This is a genomic window from Bacillus sp. LBA3-1-1.1 (assembly GCF_040676495.1).
Taxonomy (GTDB): Bacteria; Bacillota; Bacilli; order Bacillales; family Bacillaceae_G; genus Bacillus_A; species Bacillus_A nitratireducens.
In genome coordinates this window covers 164,888-182,752 of the sequence record NZ_JBEGIB010000018.1, presented here as the reverse complement: position 1 = coordinate 182,752, position 17,865 = coordinate 164,888, and the positions used below count along the sequence as shown (strand labels likewise).

The following is a 17,865-nucleotide window of genomic DNA, read 5'->3' as shown; positions in this document are numbered from 1 at the left end:
CCTCCTTATTAATTGTTTTTTGCTAAGAATTTAAGGAACCTAGCTTGGTTTTCCGCTTCTTTAAATCGATATATACACATATGTAAGCTCCAGATATACTAAACACAACAGCAAATAAAGAAAAGACTAAAATTAAGACCGTCGCTAAAGCATTTTGTGATAATGAACCTATACATATCTGTCCAATAATATATCCCAATCCTGAAAAATAAACAATTGGAGAAATTTTGATATTTCCATTTTCTTCATTGTTTAATCGCTTTAAAAAACTTTTCATTCCAATAGAAGTCAATTTATAAATTGTAAAAATGTAAAGCACAAAAGTAACAATAAAAAACAGAGGTGTTTCAATTTTAATAAAAGTATATGCAAGCTTTTGAATCACTATAAAGCTTCCAAAAGAAAAAGTTATTCCCATAAATCCATTATATAAAATGTGTACCAACCTTGGCTCATTTGGTTTACAAAAAAATACCCATACCCCCCATATATTAGCAGACAAAAGAAAAGGTAAAATTATATATAAGTATATAGTAAAGGTTGGAGGAAATAAAAATGGGGTTAAAATCATAAAATTAATAACTACCCACACCATAACGACACTCGACCTTACACTGTCAGGCATCAATTTCCGAATAATTTGTTCTGTGCTTTTTCCGTGGTATTTTTCCATATTAATCTCCCAAAAACTAAAAAATTTTATCTAAAGCTGCTCCGATTCCAGATTTAACTCTATCTTTTATCGAATCCTGTTTACCATCATGATTCCAATCACCTTTGTTAAACTTAATTCCATCTGTTATTATACTAGCTCCTATAGAAACACCAAAGCCAATACAAGCTCCAGCAACAGTTCCGATTGGACCTCCCAAAAAAGTTCCAACCAATGCACCTGCTTTGGCTCCCGCAAAGGCACTTACAGCAGTTGTACCAATCCCGATTGCTGCATCACCAATAATATCACCAGCTATCATAGTTTTTGACGCTTTATTTTCAATATTTTCCTTTGTATCATTAATTACATCCCATCCTACAGCTGCATAGCCTAAAACATTTGTTTTTAATTTCAATGAATCTTTAAGAATTTCTTTTGGTGATAAAACATGTCTTTTTACATCGTCTATTTGCTTTACTTCGGCTAAAGGTAATTTTGTACGCCTTATCACATTAAGTCCATTTTTATCCTTTAGTACGTTGCGATTTTGAAACCTTACCATTTCTTTTCCTTTTTTATTTGTGTAGGGTGCTACACGCAAACCTTTATTATGTAAAGCTGCCAACTTGTAGGCAGCTGCACCTTCAGTTACAGTACCAAGTAAAGTAAATAATGATCCCGTAGGGTTATCTTTCCAATCACCAATATCGCCACCCAACGGTGCAAACCAATTAACATCAATTGCTTCTTCTCCAAATGAAACTTCTTGTTGATCAGCCTTCTCAAAACGATCAGCAGCTTTTCTTAATGCATCACTATGTTCTTTTAAAACTGTCGTTATAGTAGCTAACACTGAGCCTGCGTATTGGGATTGATTTAACACAGCATCTCTTCCAGATACTTGGAAAGGAATATCAAATAACTGCTGATTGATACGTTGATGTGTTTCAGATAGCTCATGAGCTGTTTGTTCTATATTAGAAGCCAGTTTCCTTAAATGATCAGGAGTAACCTTAATTTCACCGCTCACCTTGTTTTACCGCCTAATGATTTAAGATAAAGTACCATTTTCTTTATCTCTTCAGTAATTGTAAAGGTATCAAGGCAAATAAAATTCGTTTGTGTTTGCTTATTATCTAAAACTTTTTGGATTAGCCAATATTGGTTTTGACTATATAAAAACTGAATACAGTCTGTAGACCATGAGTCCTTTATATAATAATGAACTTGAACAGTATTTAATTCTTCACGATTATGTATAATGTTTGCTAACTCTAAGGAAGCTTGATCATCTAAGTAAAGTTTCAAGTAATCTACTAATTGCTTGTTTGATTGATTTAAAATAGTTTCCTTATATGCAGAAGAAGGGATTTTAAATGTATAATTTGGACGAGAGAAAGTATTTTTAGGCTGTAATGCTTGATATATAAATTGCCAAGCTACCTCTGGTGTCCCGCATTCTTTAAATGTACATTGTTTTTCACCGTTATCATCTGTTATTACATTTTGTATAACCTTTTTCTCACTAAAATAGAAAATGTTTTTTTCTAAAGCGCTGTTTTTACTTATCTGTACTTCAATAACAAATCCTGTAGTTAAACAAATACGAAAATATTCTAAAAGTTGTTTGTCACATAATGTTTCATCTTCTTTTATTATGAGTAGCTCTTCGTTTGTCCAATTCTCGTACATTACATCTAATTCTTTGTCTATTTCCTCATCTGACCAATTTTCAAAGGGGTTCTCAATTCCAATCATCGTTTCATGGTCAAATATACCAGTTAATACATATACTTCTTTATTTGATAAAATAAGAGGTTCAATAGTCAAATAGTCCCACTCTCTAGCGTAATATATAATCTCTAGGAAATATAATACAATAAAAAAATGATTCAATCTAGTAATTGCCAACACTTATAACTAAAAACTAAAAAAATTCTAATAACAACAAAAAGAAAGGGAATTAATTTACATATTTTTTATAATAATAATGGCTCTTCACTAAACAATTTTATTTTGTAAGCTAAAAAAATAGAAGTATCGTCCTATATAAGACAATACTTCCTTAGTTACTTAAAAATCACATAATAAATTACCCATTACTTCTTCAAGCACTACATCTGGATTTACTACCTCTTTTTCCAAACGCCATCCTATAAAGCCATCTGGTCTAATCAATGCAGCACCTCCATGCCCTATCCCATATAGTTCACTCAAAACATCTTTTTGAGCAACAAAGTCTCCACTTAAACCAACACGATACACTTTTATATTTACTCCTAATTTAGATGAAACGTCACGTGCAGCTTCAGTCCAAGTACTAGGCTCTGCTCCAGTAAGTAACACAAAGTTGCTACCAAATAGATCAAGTATAGAAACTTCTTTTCCTTCATAAGTTCCCCAAAAATGTGGCGCACGCGTTCCCGGGCGTCCGTTCAAATCAACTATATTCATTCTATGCGGTGTGTTACATTCGTCTATAATTGCTTCTGAGCAATACTGATAACCAGCAGTGACAGCTAAACTATCCATATTACTCAAATTATCTTCTTCTCTGCCCGCAGCACGAAATAATATACTACTCGCATGGTCCGTCGTTAATTTTGCAACAGGATATCTCTCGTCATGATACGTTTCTAACAATTTTGGATTTGCTTTCCCTTTTATAACAGCCGCTAATTTCCAAGCTAAATTATGCGCATCTTGTATTCCTGTATTTGAACCAAATCCTCCTGTTGGCGGCATAATATGTGCTGAGTCACCAACTAAAAAGATGCGATTGTCCTGAAATTTTACCGCTGTACTTTCACTCGCTTCCCACGGTAAAACACTTAATATTTCTGGCTTAATATCCATACTTCCAATTGCAGTTTGAATAATTTGTTTACAGCGTTCTATAGAGAAATCCTCTGGTCGCTCCCCTTTTAGTGGATCATAAGCTACATGATAAATCCATTTACTTTCGTTATCGACTGGAATAAGCGCGCCAATTACTTTTGGATGTCGTATCATAGTAAAACCGAATGCGTCTCCTTTAATACATTCACTTAAATCTGCTTCAAAATATATGTTCATATAATAACCACCGATTGTACCACGGCCCTCGGTTAAAATACCTAGTTGTTCACGTATTTTACTTTTCGCTCCATCTGCTGCGATTACATAATCACAATAAATAGTACTCTCTTCTTTCGTGTCACGATTTCGAATAGTTGCTATTACCCCGTTTTCATTTTGCTCATAAGAAACCAGTTCATGATTAAAAGATAGATTTCCGCCTAACTTTTGCCCGTATTGTAACATCATCTCTTCTAAAGTAATTTGATAACAAGCAGTTTGTTTTGATGGGCTAATCTCTTCCACTTTACGAACTAAATTTTCATTATTTTCGTACTGAGCCGCCCTTATTTGTTCCACCTCTTCATTATTTACCTCAGCTATTGTTTGAACCGCAATTCTCCCGCGACAATTCTCTAACGCTTTACCAGCTAATCTAATCCTTTTTTCTAGACCTAATTCTCGAAATAATTCCATCGTACGAAAAGTGATTCCACCTGCTTTCGGATGAATCGCAGTAGACGGATGCCTTTCAATAAGTAAATAATCGATGTTATGTTTTGCAAGAAATAATGCAGACGATAATCCTGATAATCCTCCTCCAACAATTAAAACTGGTACATGTTTCGATTTCATATATTTTCCCTCCACATATATTCTTCTGAGCTCAGTGACATAAATATAATCAAAAAACCAACAAAAATATAGACTTATATTTCATTTTGAATTATCATATAGATAGATTACGCCCCAAATTACTTTTATCCTTTCATACATCTACAAATCACTTAATTTGTGTGTGTATGAAAGGATAAAAAAGAAGGTCCTACTTTACGTTGAACTATTTTCTGATGTAGACATCAAAAATAATAAAAACATTATAAGCGGTCATAACCTTTTAAATTATACAAGGTTATGACCGCTTATTTTATTGTTAAATGGCTACCCTTTCCCCCGCAGACAACGCATTGTTAAATCATTTTCTACCTTCAAAATCCATTAATTACAATGTTTTTTCTATTACCTATAATAAATACTCCCTAATTTTCAATACGTACAGATTGATTCGTCTCGATTTTCTTTCTCAATATTGCAGCTCATACAACATTCATGTAGCATTACCGTATCGATATAATGGTTCATCATCTTAAACCTTTCGACTAATTATTGGAGGTATAGTGATTAAAATGAATAAACAAGAACAATTAAATGTTATTAAAGAAGATTTTATTAATTGTCAAAAAGTATTAGTGGCAATTGGTGATGAAACACGTCAAGCTATTTTGTTAGTTCTAATGAAAACAGAATGTCAAACTGGATTACGTGTTGGAGAAATCACTAAACAAACACACCTTTCTCGACCAGCAGTATCACATCACCTTAAGATTTTACGAGAAGCCGGTATTATTTTAATGCGAAAAGAAGGTACAAAAAACTTTTATTATATTGATATACGTACAAAATTAGGTGTATTAAAAAATCTTGTATTAGATATTGAAAAGCTATTGCACAACTTTTATTGAAATTTGGAGGTATAAGAAATGAAAGCAATGATAATTGATAAATACGGGAAAGTTCCAATGCGTATGGCAGAGGTACCTACTCCTGAAATAAATGAGTATGAAGTGCTCGCAGAAATTCATGCAGCTAGTATTAACCCAATTGACTTTAAAATACGCGATGGAAAAGTAAAGATGTTGCTTAAATATGAAATGCCCCTAATCCTTGGGAATGACTTTTCCGGTGTCATCATAAAGGTTGGATCAAAAGTAACTCGTTTTAAAGTCGGCGATGAAATATATGCACGTCCAAGAAAAAATAAGATTGGTACTTTCGCGGAATATATAGCCATTCATGAGGATGATATAGCTTTAAAACCAAAAAATTTAAGTTTTGAGGAAGCGGCGTCGATTCCACTCGTTGGCTTAACATCCTATCAAGCACTACATGACATCATGCAACTAGAAAAAGGACAAAAGATATTAATTCACGCTGGATCTGGTGGTGTTGGTACTTTCGCAATTCAGTTAGCAAAAATAATGGGTGCTACCGTTACAACGACTGCTAGTGAAGCTGGTGCCGATTTAGTAAAGTCTCTTGGCGCAGATGAAATTATTAATTACAAAACAGAAAAGTTTGAAGAAATACTAAAAGATTATGATGCAGTATTTGATACAATCGGCGGGACAACACTCGAAAAATCATTCAATATTATAAAAAGCGGCGGCAACATCGTTTCCGTTTCAGGAATGCCAAATGCTCGCTTCGGTAAAGAATTTGGTTCAGGATTTTTCAAAACACTCTTATTTTCATTAGCAAGCAAAAAACTTACTGCACTTGAAAAAAAGCATAATGCTCAATATTCTTTTTTGTTTATGAAACCAAGCGGAGATCAATTACGTATAATTGCAAAGTATATTGAATCTGGACAAATCAAACCTATAATCGATCGCATTTTCCCTTTTGAAGATACTCAAAAAGCAATGGAATATTCAGAGTCTGGAAGAGCAAAAGGAAAGATAATTGTAAAAATCAAATAATAATAAAACTCCATTTTTTTAAAATGGAGTTTTATTATTTGCTGTTAAATAGACATAGTGCAATGAAGTCCTTACAATAGATTTCAAGGGGAAATATCATATTATACTTTTAGCTAATTTTACAAAGAATACATACGTACAAATACATAATAAAAAAATAAACAAGGAGGAGATAAAATGACTAAAAATAATGAAGCAGGTTGGAATTTAGATAATAGTTATACGACTTTACCACAATCATTTTATACAGAAATCCCCCCAACTCCTGTACACTCACCGGAGTTAATTAAACTAAATAATTCTTTAGCAATATCTCTTGGCTTTACTCCTGAGGAATTAAAAAAGGAAACCGAAGTTGCCATTTTAGCTGGTAACGCAATCCCAGAAGGAGCTCATCCACTAGCTCAGGCGTATGCTGGGCACCAATTTGGTCATTTCAACATGTTAGGAGATGGTCGTGCCCTTTTAATTGGCGAACAAATTACTCCTTCAGGCGAACGGTTTGATATTCAATTGAAAGGTTCCGGTCCAACTCCATATTCACGCCGTGGTGATGGCCGCGCTGCACTCGGTCCGATGCTACGTGAGTATATTATTAGTGAAGCGATGTACGCGCTTGATATTCCAACTACTCGCAGTTTAGCAGTAGTCTCAACTGGCGAACCAATCTATCGCGAAACGAAGTTACCTGGAGCTATTTTAACTAGAGTTGCAAGCAGTCATATACGCGTTGGAACATTCCAATACGCCGCAGCTCGAGGCTCAATCGAAGATCTCAAAGCTTTAGCTGATTATACGATAAAAAGACATTATCCAGAAGTTGAATCTACTGAAAATCCATATGTCGCACTACTACAAGAAGTCATTAAGAAACAAGCAAGCCTTATCGCAAAATGGCAACTCGTTGGCTTCATTCACGGCGTAATGAACACTGACAATATAACGATTAGCGGTGAAACGATTGATTACGGTCCATGTGCCTTTATGGATAGTTATAACCAAGGAACAGTATTTAGCTCTATTGACACACAAGGCCGTTATGCATACGGAAATCAACCATATATGGCTGCATGGGATCTCGCACGTTTAGCTGAATCTTTAATACCGATACTACATGAAGATGAAGAAGAAGCACTAAAAATTGCACAAGATGAAATTTCAAAGTTCAGTGTGCAGTACGAAAACAATTGGTTCCTCGGAATGAAGAAGAAATTAGGACTATTTAGCAAGGAAGAACAAGATCAATCACTTATTGAGAAACTTTTAAAAGCAATGGAAAAATATAAAGCAGATTATACAAATACATTCCGTGCATTAACTGACAATATATTAGAAAATGCACCTTTATTTGAAAGTCCTGAATTTAAAGAATGGTACGAGCTATGGAAATCTCGGTTAGAAAGACAAAAAGAATCACAAGATGATGCCTACAAGTTGATGAAAAATAACAACCCAGTAATCATCCCTCGAAACCACAGAGTAGAAGAAGCACTAGAAGCAGCTGTTAAAGATGGAGACTATAGCGTAATGGAGAAACTTCTTCAAGCTTTAGCAAATCCTTATGAATATTCTCAAGAACAAGCGGATTACTGCATGCCTCCAGCGCCGTCAAATCGCCCTTATCGTACTTTTTGTGGGACGTGATTGTTTAACATAAAAAAAGGTGTGTTCATACAAATTGTTTGAACACACCTTTTTTATACTATCTCCTCTGCTCTTTCTTTACTCCAAAAACAAACTCAACTCCATTTCAATGAGCTTAATCACAACTCTACTATACAAATGTTGAGAAATATAAAACATCATTTCTAAATATTGTTATTTTTGATACTATATTTATAAGAATATTCAAAAAGCGAGGGGATTTCATGAACGTTCAACTACAAGGTAATGAACAAATTACGAAATTATTTAATGATTGGTATTTAGCTATGCTTAAACAAGATGTGTCTCAGGCGACAAACTTAAAGCATGAAATTGAGGAAAAGGAACTAAACTTTGAGGAAGATGAGAACTTAGCATTATACTATTCTCTATTAAATTTTCGTTTCAAAGTTTTAACTGATGGTTTAAGTATTACAAAAGACAGTTTCAATAAGATAGATTCTTACTCGATTCCAGCTAATCACCAACTTTCTTACTACTATCATTTCTTTAAAGCAATTCATGCTACTTTAACAACAAATTACAACTTAGCTAGCGAACATTACGAAAATGCTGAAAAGCTACTAGGAAATGTTTCAGATAAACTAGAGGAAGCAGAATTTAATTACCGATTCGCTATCTTTAATCAACATTTTTATAAACCTATTGAAGCAATTCAGCAAGCAACAAAAGCCAGAAATATTTTCATGACTGAAAACGGGTTCGAGATAAAATTAGCACTTTGCGACAATATAATTGGTTCCTCATGTGTATTTTTAAAGCAATATGAACAAGCAGAGGAAAAGTTTAATTCTGCTCTTTCCATTTTACAAAAACTAAACGAAAATGATTTAGTTTTAAGCGTTCGTAATAATCTAGGTTGGCTCTATGCAAGTCAAAACCTGTCTTCTCTAGCGATTCGACATTTATCAGAGGTGTCAACCAAAATACCTACACACTTTAAAGCGCTCTTTTTACAAGCCAGAGAGCATTCTAAACTTGGTGAAATAAACATTGCTGAAAAACTTATCAAAAAAGGTTTGGAAGTTTGTACAGAACTAAACAATGATGAATATATACTTCATTTTAAAATTTTAAATTCTCTTAACAATAATGAGACAACTGAAGATCTAGAAAATATTATTCTTGAAGGAATTACGTATTTCGACAAAGAATCTTTATATAACTACACTCAAGAATATTCAGAAAAATTAGCAGTTAAACTTTACGATGAAAATAATCACATAAAAGCAAGTGAGTATTTTCATAAAGCATTACAAGCAAAAGAAAAAACTTTTGAGAAAGGGGCATTAAAATGATAAAAAAAATTAGTTCTATCTTATTAGGATTATCTGTTATTGGAATTGTGTCTATTGGGATAAATAGTTCATTTACATATAAAGCAAGTCACGCTGATCTTCCCGCACCACAAAGACCTGACTTTGTTCAATCTGTTGACGTAAGTAAAGACTACAACTCAACAACAGCTGTAAAAGCGCTTTAAAAAACGAAAGACCTTCAATTCAGAAGGTCTTTTTTAAATATGCTTATTTAGAATATTTCCCTTTCAAGTAAACTTTATTTTCTCATCAACTCCGCAATCCCCCTACTCCCCTCACTACCAACTTTCTCAAGTTTCTCTACAACTAATTTTCTTCTTTCCACAGAATGATTTTGACTTAACTTCGCTTTTCCTTCTATTTTATTTATCTTTATTTTAAACCCAACTATTCCCTTACTTAATCCTCCCATATAATTCGGGTCTACATCATTAAGTGAGTAGGTGCTCTGTGGATCTTCATATTTATGTACTAAATCTTGAAGAGAATCTATTAATTCCTGTTCATCTTCAACAATTTCCAACTCTCCATATACATGGACCGCAACATAATTCCATGTTGGTACTGCATTGTTTGTTTCATACCATGACGGCGAGATGTAACTATGTGGGCCTTGGAATATAGCGAGTACTTGTTGATTTCCACTATCTTTCCACTGTTCATTCGGACGTGCGAAATGGCCATGTAAAGTTAGAGTCTCCCTATTTAATAACAACGGTAAATGCGTTGCATATGGTTCCCCGTTATGTTGAGAAAATAATGTCGCAAAGCTATTTTGTTCAATTATTTCGTACTTCATCTCTTCATCTTGTATTGCGAAATATTTTGGTATGTACATAAGCTCCCTCTTTTCCAGTCTTTTCTATTTTATTTCCTATTATATTTAGTAATCGCATCAATCAACAGGGCCAGATTGTATTTGTTTTACAATGGCAGCCTTCTATTTCAAAAAAATAGGCAGCATGTACTCCATGCCGCCTTAGTTCATTTGCCCCAATATATTTGTAATAAATGCTGTCTTACCTTCATTATAGCTAGCTCGATTTTTTGACGCTCTTGCTAACTCTTCTTTTAAGCTTCCATATTTAATAGCAACTTCGGTATGTTCACGAAGGTAATTACGAAAAGCTACATGTCTCCTCAACTCTTCACTATTCTTATCACACACATATAGATGATGTTCCATCCAAACTGTACTTTCCCCGTCCCACGGAACGAAAGCGTCCTTTCTGCCAAACGCCTCTCTCCCATTAAAGCTCCATTCCGCTTGATGATAGTACCCTATCGTTTCAAGCTTTTTTACTACTTCAGGAAAAACTTTATAATCTTCTATTACAATATCAATATCTAATATTGGTTTTGCTGCAAGTCCTTTAACAGATGTACTCCCAACATGCTCAATGGACAAAATAAGTTCTTTTATTACATTGTTAATGAGCGATTGTAGTTTATAAAATTCACTTTCCCATTTGATGTTATATTCTTCGATAGTAATTCTCTGTTTCAATGTATCCCTCTCCTCAAAAGCAATTATAACCTCTGAATATGAGTATCCTTAAAATCTGTCTCATATTTCAATCCATATCCAAACATTCGATCCATTCCAATGTGGGCTGTCCATATTAAACCAATCATTATAACGGAATCTACCTTAAAATAGATACCTATGATAGCAATTAATATGGATATAATATATGTGTGACATATATTATAAATTTTAGCACCAACATAATTATTTATACCATACGCTAACATTGATAAATCGGGCGCTAAAAGGAACACAAAAAATATAATCCAACTAAATTCATATACTGAATACGCATAAATCGTGGCTACCAAAACAACTAGCCCTTCAAAATGTACAATACGTTTTTGCATTTTTTATCATTCCTCTATTTCAACTAAAAGGTTGCTCTCCTATTTTTCTATATTTACCGATAAATTTTCATCACTGAAAGAATTCTTTGCATTTTTTGACCAGATTGTTGCTAAAATTGGCCCTGCAATGTTATGCCACACTGCCGCTAATACACTTGGAAGTGCCGCCGCTGGTCCAAAATGTGCTGTTGCCAGCGCAACACCTAAGCCTGAATTTTGCATTCCTACTTCTATTGAAATAGCTCTTCTTGTACCTTCGTCTAGTCCAAGTACGAACGCTGTTATATATCCGAGCAAAAAGCCAAATGCATTATGGAGCATAACTGCAATAAAAATAAGAAGTCCCGAAGAAGTAATACTACTTACATTGGCTGAAACCACCGCTGAAACTATAATGATAATTGCGACAACCGATATTAAAGGGATAACAGTCATTCCTTTAGTAACAGTTTTAGGGAAAAACTTCTTCACTAATAATCCTAAAATAATAGGTATGATAATGACTTGTACGATAGAAAGAAACATAGACATAGGATTCACTGGCATCCATTGTCCTGCAAGTAATAATAAAATGAGAGGTGTAGCAATTGGCGCTAATAAAGTTGATAATGACGTCATTGCAATAGACAACGCTAAGTTTCCTTTCGCTAAATAAACCATAACATTTGATGCAGTGCCACCCGGTACAGAACCGAGTAACACTAATCCAGCCGCTAATTCGGCTGGTAACTTCATAACGTAAGCTAGTACGTATGCGACAAGTGGCATAATAATAAACTGAGCACATACACCGATAATAACTGGCAATGGTTTTGTAGCAATGATTTTAAAATCAACAGCCTTTAATGTTAATCCCATCCCAAACATGACAACTCCAAGTAGAATCGTTATGTAACTAGTCAACCCTAGAAATGGTCCAGGAATGAAATATGCAATAGCTGCAATACAAATAACCCAAAATGCAAAATGCTTTCCAGCTATATTACTTATCGCTTCTAGTACTTTCACCCAATCATCCCCTATCCTTCAATTGAAAAACTTTATTCGGATTCAAAATGTTTTGCGGGTCAAGAGCTTTCTTTATTTTTTCCATTACGAATAATGCCGCGCCATGTTCTTCTTCTTGATACTTCCGTTTTCCGATTCCAACACCATGTTCTCCCGTACACGTTCCACCTCGTTTAAGAGCATATAAAACGATACTTTCATTTATTTCATCCGCCTTTTCCACTTCTTCTTTATCGTTTGGATCAACCATTAAGAGCACGTGGAAATTCCCGTCTCCTACATGGCCAAGAATACCACCAACAAGACCCACTTTATCTAATGTCTCTTTCGCATGTTGGATTGCACCCGCTAATTCTGAAATTGGTACACAAACATCCGTACTCATTAGTTTTTTACCAGGATAGCTATGAACGTAAGAGTACGCTAGATTATGCCGTGCATCCCATAATTTATTTCTCGCCGCAGTTTCCGTTTCAAAAGCAACTTCTTTACATTTATGATCAAAAACAATTTCCTTCGTAAATTCAATGTCTTGCTTTAGCCCAGCTTCATTACCGTGAAACTCTAAAAACAATGTAGGCTCTTCTCTGTAACTTGTTTCATTATAATGATTTACTTGTTTCATAGATAATTCATCTACAAGTTCAATTCTCGCAATTGGAATACCCGCTTGCAGTATATTAATAACAGCTTCTACCGCATCATTTATAGTTGGAAACGATGCTCTCGCAGCCATAACATGTTCTGGTATGCCGTATACTTTTAATGTTAACTCTGTAAAGCATCCAAGCGTACCTTCTGATCCTACGAAAATTCCATTTAAATGATAACCTGATGATGACTTCGCTGCTAAATTTCCAGTATGTATTACTTCCCCATCAGCAAGTACCACCTCTAAATCACGAACTTGATCACGCATAACTCCATATCTCACCGCTGTCGTTCCGCTTGCATTCGTAGCAGCCATTCCACCTAACGTTGCATCTGCACCTGGGTCTACACTAAAGAACAGACCGTACTTTTTCAATTCTTTATTGAGCTGAGAGCGTGTCACTCCCGGTTGTACCTTCACTAGAAAATCTTTCTCTCTTATTTCAAGTATTTTGTTCATTAATGAAAAATCAACTGTAATCCCCTTTTCATAAGGAATTATATGACCTTCTAAACTAGAACCTACCCCAAAAGGAACGACAGGTTTTTCATGCTCACTCGCTACTTTCATTATCCTACTGACCTCTTCGGTCGTCTTCGGAAAAACAACTACATCAGGTAAACTACTAGTATGATAAGATTCATCTTTACTATGTAACTCTCTTACTGTCTTATTCACAACTACTCGATCTTCGGGAAGTACACCCCTTAATTCATTTACTAAACGCTCTACCGTTATTTCCATCGTACACTCTCCTACTTTCTACAAATTAGAATTACAAAATATGTTAACTATTTTATACATAATAATCCGAAAAATTAAATAATTCAAGTTTTACATATATAAAATTCGCTTCCTACTGTCAAATAAACAAAAAGAACTTGCACTAATTAGTGCAAGTTCTTTTCAATAAAACTATATTTTAAATGACTTCTTTATTAACAACATAAACCAAATTAAAGTAACTGCCATCAACGAATGAGAAAACCCTACAATATAAGTTAACCCTTTAAAGTCCGCTCCATTTAGCTGAAGGAGCCCTCTCGCTGCTAGCGAACCTAACATTAAAGTTAATGCAATATTATGTAAAACAAACCACTTATTAAAACTTTTCGCTTCATGAAACGCGAATACTTTTGCTAATCCTAATGCAATTAAAAAGAAGAAAAAGCCAAGTACAAGTGTATGTGTATGCAAAAGATTTAACAAAGTAGATCCTACAATCCCCTTATACTTTCCATACTCCCTAGCGAAAATTCCTGATAGTAAACCAATAATTAAATACGTAAACGATGCATTATATAATTTCTTCATTATGTACCTCCTTAAGTAGAATGTGTAGTGCGTCATATTTAGTAATAATGATAGTTACATAGTAAAAACTCCTAGTTTCCTAGGAGTCATTGTATAAGCATCTCACTCTTTACAGTCAATCCTAATTATAAAATATCCTTTTATACAAAACAATCGAACTTTATGTGAACAAGCTGGGCTCTATTAAAATATGTTGCGCTTTTGTGTTACACAATCCATACTAATCATTATAACTTATAAAGGTGGTGCAATAGATTGATAGTTCTTGAAACTGAACGACTCACTCTTCGTTGGTTCGATATACAAGATGCTCCGTTCATTCTTGAGTTAGTAAATGATCCTGCATGGATTCAGTTTATTGGTGATAAAAGGGTTAAAAACTTAGAAGATGCAAAAAATTACATCTTAAACGGACCTTTCGATATGTATAATAAAATGGGCTTTGGTCTTTACTTAGTTGAACGAAAAGAAGATCTCACTCCACTTGGCATGTGCGGCCTTATTAAAAGAGATTCATTAGAAGATGTTGATATCGGCTTTGCCTTTTTAGAAAAATTCCGTTCGAAAGGGTACGGCTATGAATCAGCTGCTGCGGTAATCGAATACGGTGTACATAAGCTAGGTATGAAACGAATTGTAGCAATTACTTCTATAGATAATGCTGCTTCAGGCAATCTGTTAGAAAAAGTAGGATTGCGATTCGAAAAAATAATTTCAGACTCCGGAGAAGATCTAAAATTATTCGGGTATAACGCATAACAAAAAGGTCGCCATTCATGGCGACCTTTTTGTTACTTCACTTCTACCGTATAATTCCCTGTTCCCCCACCATATTGATATACATGTAAATAATACTTACCTGGATGCGCATTGTAGCTGCCCACTAATTTATTTCCTTGCGTCTGAGCATACGTAACATAATTATTTAAATCTGCTGCTGAATAAAGAACCCAGTTTACCCCAATATTATTTTCCTTCGTTACGTTAATTTGGAGATTCCTAGCTGTTTCCACATTTATTTCAAAGTAATCACTTGTATCACCGTTTCCTAAACTTGCACGTAATAATTGGTTTAACTGCAGTTTATTCGCTGTTTGGAATGAATTATTCGGCTCTTTTTCTACACTGTTATCTTCTTTCTTTTGAACAGTTACACTTGCTGTAGCAGTATTAGTTAATCCTTTATCGTCTGTTACTGTTAATTTCGCCGTATACGTTCCTTCTTTTGTATATACGTGAGTTGGATTTTGCTCATTACTTACCGCACCATCACCGAACTCCCATTTATAAGAAGCAATTTCCCCATCTTCATCTTTTGATCCATCGCTTTTAAACGAGATTGCTTCATTTACATTTCCGTTATACGGACCATTTATAACCGCTATTGGCGCTTTATTCACAGCACCTTCTTCTGTATTAATACCGTGGAACACAACATCATATTCAAATTGCCCTGATGCATTCACACGGTAATTCACGAAGTAAGCTGTTACTGTTTTATAGCCTGTCCATTCTTTCGCACTTAAACGTTTTAACGTATCATTAACGTTTTGCGTAATTGTTTTCCAGTCTTCATTTTCTCCTTTTGCAGAAGTTCCTGTATATGTTCCTTGTAGTGTAAATGTATTAAAGAACTGTGATTTATTTTTCTTTACTGATACATTACTTAATTTTGCTTCCGCTGTAATTTCTGCCGCAATATCCGAAACTGGTTTCGGTGCATGAGTTGCTAAATAATCATCTGATACTAATGGAACGTTATATTTCTCACGATTATCTATTAACATTTGCATATAGTCTTGATACTCTTTATTTAAATTCGCATCTTGACTTAATGCAGAGCGGTATGCATCATATGCTGTCACATCATTTTTCCTAATAAGATCATGAATTTTGTCAAACATATCGTATCTCTTATTGTACATATACGATTGTAACGCAAAGGAATAATTGTAGAAATCCCACGTTCCATACTTTGCATTTAACGTTCGCTCTGCCGTATAACGTTCTGCTGGATTTGAAGATAGTCCTCCTATAATACTCTTTCTCGGTACAACATTATCTGTTCTCGTTGCCCCTGCAAAAAACTCAGCATTCCCTTCTTCAAACCAAGATAATCTCTCATTCTCATACAGCTTACCTTGTCCCCAAAGTCCTGGCACTTCATATCTACCTTGTAAGTAATGCGTGAACTCATGGCGGAACAATTCTTCTAAACTATAAATACTTTCTTCTGGCGTACGTTCATAAGTAAAGAACGTACCTGTTCCTTCTATATAAAGACCACCGTTATTCGTTTCATATCCATATAATTGACGGTTAAATTGATATTCAGCAGGGCTATTATAAATAACCATCGTTAATACGTCATCGGGATTTCCTTTTTCTAACGGTTGGTCACTTTCAACCGTACGATGGAATTGTGCCTTCACTTCTTTTGCTGCCCAATATAAACGTTTAACTTTCTCCTCAGTCACTTTATCTCCGGCTTTTAAAACAATTGCACCATCATCAAACGTATACGTTTTCGGCAAATACTTTTTCTTCCCATCTTCTCGTATTTGATCTAAATTAACAACGTTACCGTTTGCATCTCTTCCGCCATAATTCGTCGTAATTTGCTCAGCTGCTACGAAATATTGCTCACCTAAATAAGGATAGATTTTCATCGCATCTGTTGCAACTTGTAATCCTTTTGTCCCCGTACTATGGAATATACCGAGTCTACCTGTATAATAAATGCCATTATTAATAAGCCATCCGTTTTTTTCTGTAATCGTTCCTATTAACGCAAATCTACTTAACTCATTAATATAACTATCTATTCTCTGATACCATACTGTATCTTTCGGTGCTTTTCTCGTATCGTACAAATACGATTGAATATCGTAATCAACACCTTGCATAATATCGTAAATCGCATTTCCAGCTGAAAGATTATCTACCAATGTAGAAAAATTATCATTATATTGCTTAAAAATCTTTGCAGCCGATGTTATCGTTTCCACATCACTCGAAGCATTTCCTATTAATTTTCCGTATGATGATACAACTCTATTTTGTTCCAATGTACCGAGCTTGAAATTTGGATTGTTCGCAATCGTTTTTAACGCCGGCAAGCACTTGTCATGATAGCTCCGTTCATTAAGTTTGCTTAATTCTGCATTATAAAAACCTAAATAAAATCCAGAGCGCAATACCTCTACTAATGTCTCAATCCCTTTTGAATCATCCTTCGTATAAGCTTGTCCTTGCTGCTTCAATTTATCAATAATCGCCTGCATCCTACTATCATTTTGATAGAATGCAAGGCTGTCCTTATTAAACTGAAATAGCCCCGTAATTTGCTCCCAATCGATTGTTACAAGTAAATCTACTAATTGTTGATTGCTTAATTGATTTAATTCAGCAATTGTATAAGTTTTTGCTACAGCTAATTGTTTACTTTCCTTTTTTACTTCTGGCGGTCTTTGCGATAAATCAGCAAATTGTAGCCTTTTCTCAAAAGACTTGCTTTCTAATACTTTCGATGAATGAGCTAATTCTTCCACTGGCAGTTGTACACCAACCGGCTCCATTTTTAGCACATTTCGATATGAAACTTGCTCTCCCTTAGTATCTTCCGCCAATATGCTTCCTTGAAAACTCCCTAACATTAAACTAGCAAAACTTACCCCCACTAAAACTTTTTTTGAATAGCCTTTCATACTCTCCCCTACCTTACATTTTTTAGTGTCCTGCACCATTATTTTACTATTCTGACTATTTATTCTGTAT

The 17,865-nt window shown here is 34.6% G+C and carries 17 protein-coding genes; 6 read left to right on the top strand and 11 right to left on the bottom strand.

Going from position 1 to position 17,865, the window contains the following annotated elements; genetic code table 11:
• Positions 1 to 22: 22 nt before the first annotated feature.
• The 4 genes from MRBLBA3_RS15755 to MRBLBA3_RS15740 all read right to left on the bottom strand — a co-directional run bounded on the left by MRBLBA3_RS15755 (position 23) and on the right by MRBLBA3_RS15740 (position 4,348).
• The gene (locus tag MRBLBA3_RS15755) at positions 23 to 673 is read right to left on the bottom strand and encodes a hypothetical protein (protein ID WP_363382115.1); all 651 of its coding nucleotides are present in this window, start codon (positions 671 to 673) and stop codon (positions 23 to 25) included.
• A 16-nt stretch (positions 674 to 689) separates the two neighbouring features.
• A complete protein-coding gene (locus MRBLBA3_RS15750) occupies positions 690 to 1,685 on the bottom strand; it encodes a WXG100 family type VII secretion target (protein WP_363382113.1) in 996 nt (331 codons plus the stop codon).
• Positions 1,682 to 2,485, bottom strand: coding sequence for a hypothetical protein (locus tag MRBLBA3_RS15745; protein ID WP_002033419.1), 804 nt, complete (start codon positions 2,483 to 2,485; stop codon positions 1,682 to 1,684). The genes MRBLBA3_RS15750 and MRBLBA3_RS15745 overlap by 4 nt, the downstream gene beginning before the upstream one ends.
• 243 nt (positions 2,486 to 2,728) lie before the next feature.
• Positions 2,729 to 4,348, bottom strand: coding sequence for an FAD-dependent oxidoreductase (locus MRBLBA3_RS15740; protein WP_363382110.1), 1,620 nt, complete (start codon positions 4,346 to 4,348; stop codon positions 2,729 to 2,731).
• A gap of 542 nt (positions 4,349 to 4,890) precedes the next feature.
• Here MRBLBA3_RS15740 and MRBLBA3_RS15735 point away from each other — a divergent pair.
• The 5 genes from MRBLBA3_RS15735 (at position 4,891) to MRBLBA3_RS15715 (ending at position 9,400) form a co-directional block, all read left to right on the top strand.
• Complete coding sequence (locus tag MRBLBA3_RS15735; RefSeq protein WP_363382107.1) at positions 4,891 to 5,235, top strand: ArsR/SmtB family transcription factor; 345 nt, start codon at positions 4,891 to 4,893, stop codon at positions 5,233 to 5,235.
• A gap of 18 nt (positions 5,236 to 5,253) precedes the next feature.
• Complete coding sequence (locus MRBLBA3_RS15730; RefSeq protein ID WP_363382104.1) at positions 5,254 to 6,252, top strand: NADP-dependent oxidoreductase; 999 nt, start codon at positions 5,254 to 5,256, stop codon at positions 6,250 to 6,252.
• Between the two features lie 177 nt (positions 6,253 to 6,429).
• Positions 6,430 to 7,896 (top strand): protein adenylyltransferase SelO, encoded by a 1,467-nt coding sequence (locus MRBLBA3_RS15725; protein WP_363382101.1) that lies wholly within the window; start codon positions 6,430 to 6,432, stop codon positions 7,894 to 7,896.
• A 224-nt stretch (positions 7,897 to 8,120) separates the two neighbouring features.
• A complete protein-coding gene (locus tag MRBLBA3_RS15720) occupies positions 8,121 to 9,215 on the top strand; it encodes a Rap family tetratricopeptide repeat protein (RefSeq protein ID WP_001102722.1) in 1,095 nt (364 codons plus the stop codon).
• Positions 9,212 to 9,400, top strand: coding sequence for a Phr family secreted Rap phosphatase inhibitor (locus MRBLBA3_RS15715; protein ID WP_000592005.1), 189 nt, complete (start codon positions 9,212 to 9,214; stop codon positions 9,398 to 9,400). The genes MRBLBA3_RS15720 and MRBLBA3_RS15715 overlap by 4 nt, the downstream gene beginning before the upstream one ends.
• Before the next feature lie 74 nt (positions 9,401 to 9,474).
• Here the strand turns inward: MRBLBA3_RS15715 and MRBLBA3_RS15710 are convergent, their stop codons facing one another.
• The 6 genes from MRBLBA3_RS15710 to MRBLBA3_RS15685 form a co-directional block, all read right to left on the bottom strand.
• Positions 9,475 to 10,074 carry an FMN-binding negative transcriptional regulator gene (locus MRBLBA3_RS15710; RefSeq protein ID WP_363382098.1) on the bottom strand — a complete coding sequence of 200 codons (600 nt, stop codon included), beginning with the start codon at positions 10,072 to 10,074 and terminating at the stop codon, positions 9,475 to 9,477.
• Positions 10,075 to 10,215: 141 nt separating this feature from the next.
• Entirely contained in the window at positions 10,216 to 10,743 is a 528-nt protein-coding gene (locus MRBLBA3_RS15705; RefSeq protein ID WP_363382095.1) for a GrpB family protein, read from the bottom strand.
• Between the two features lie 23 nt (positions 10,744 to 10,766).
• A complete protein-coding gene (locus MRBLBA3_RS15700) occupies positions 10,767 to 11,114 on the bottom strand; it encodes a DUF4260 domain-containing protein (RefSeq protein WP_016130046.1) in 348 nt (115 codons plus the stop codon).
• Between the two features lie 39 nt (positions 11,115 to 11,153).
• Positions 11,154 to 12,122 carry a bile acid:sodium symporter family protein gene (locus tag MRBLBA3_RS15695; protein WP_363382091.1) on the bottom strand — a complete coding sequence of 323 codons (969 nt, stop codon included), beginning with the start codon at positions 12,120 to 12,122 and terminating at the stop codon, positions 11,154 to 11,156.
• Positions 12,123 to 12,126: 4 nt separating this feature from the next.
• On the bottom strand, positions 12,127 to 13,518 hold the full coding sequence (locus MRBLBA3_RS15690) for an FAD-binding oxidoreductase (protein WP_363382088.1): 1,392 nt from the start codon (positions 13,516 to 13,518) through the stop codon (positions 12,127 to 12,129).
• A gap of 171 nt (positions 13,519 to 13,689) precedes the next feature.
• Positions 13,690 to 14,088 (bottom strand): DUF2871 family protein, encoded by a 399-nt coding sequence (locus MRBLBA3_RS15685; protein WP_000737900.1) that lies wholly within the window; start codon positions 14,086 to 14,088, stop codon positions 13,690 to 13,692.
• Between the two features lie 255 nt (positions 14,089 to 14,343).
• On the opposite strand from MRBLBA3_RS15685, the gene MRBLBA3_RS15680 reads away from it, so the two are divergent.
• Positions 14,344 to 14,847: a GNAT family N-acetyltransferase gene (locus MRBLBA3_RS15680; protein ID WP_000636218.1), complete on the top strand. Its 504-nt coding sequence runs from the start codon at positions 14,344 to 14,346 to the stop codon at positions 14,845 to 14,847.
• Between the two features lie 32 nt (positions 14,848 to 14,879).
• Here the strand turns inward: MRBLBA3_RS15680 and colA are convergent, their stop codons facing one another.
• Complete coding sequence (gene colA / locus MRBLBA3_RS15675) at positions 14,880 to 17,795, bottom strand: collagenase ColA (RefSeq protein WP_363382083.1); 2,916 nt, start codon at positions 17,793 to 17,795, stop codon at positions 14,880 to 14,882.
• Between the last annotated feature and the right edge of the window lie 70 nt (positions 17,796 to 17,865).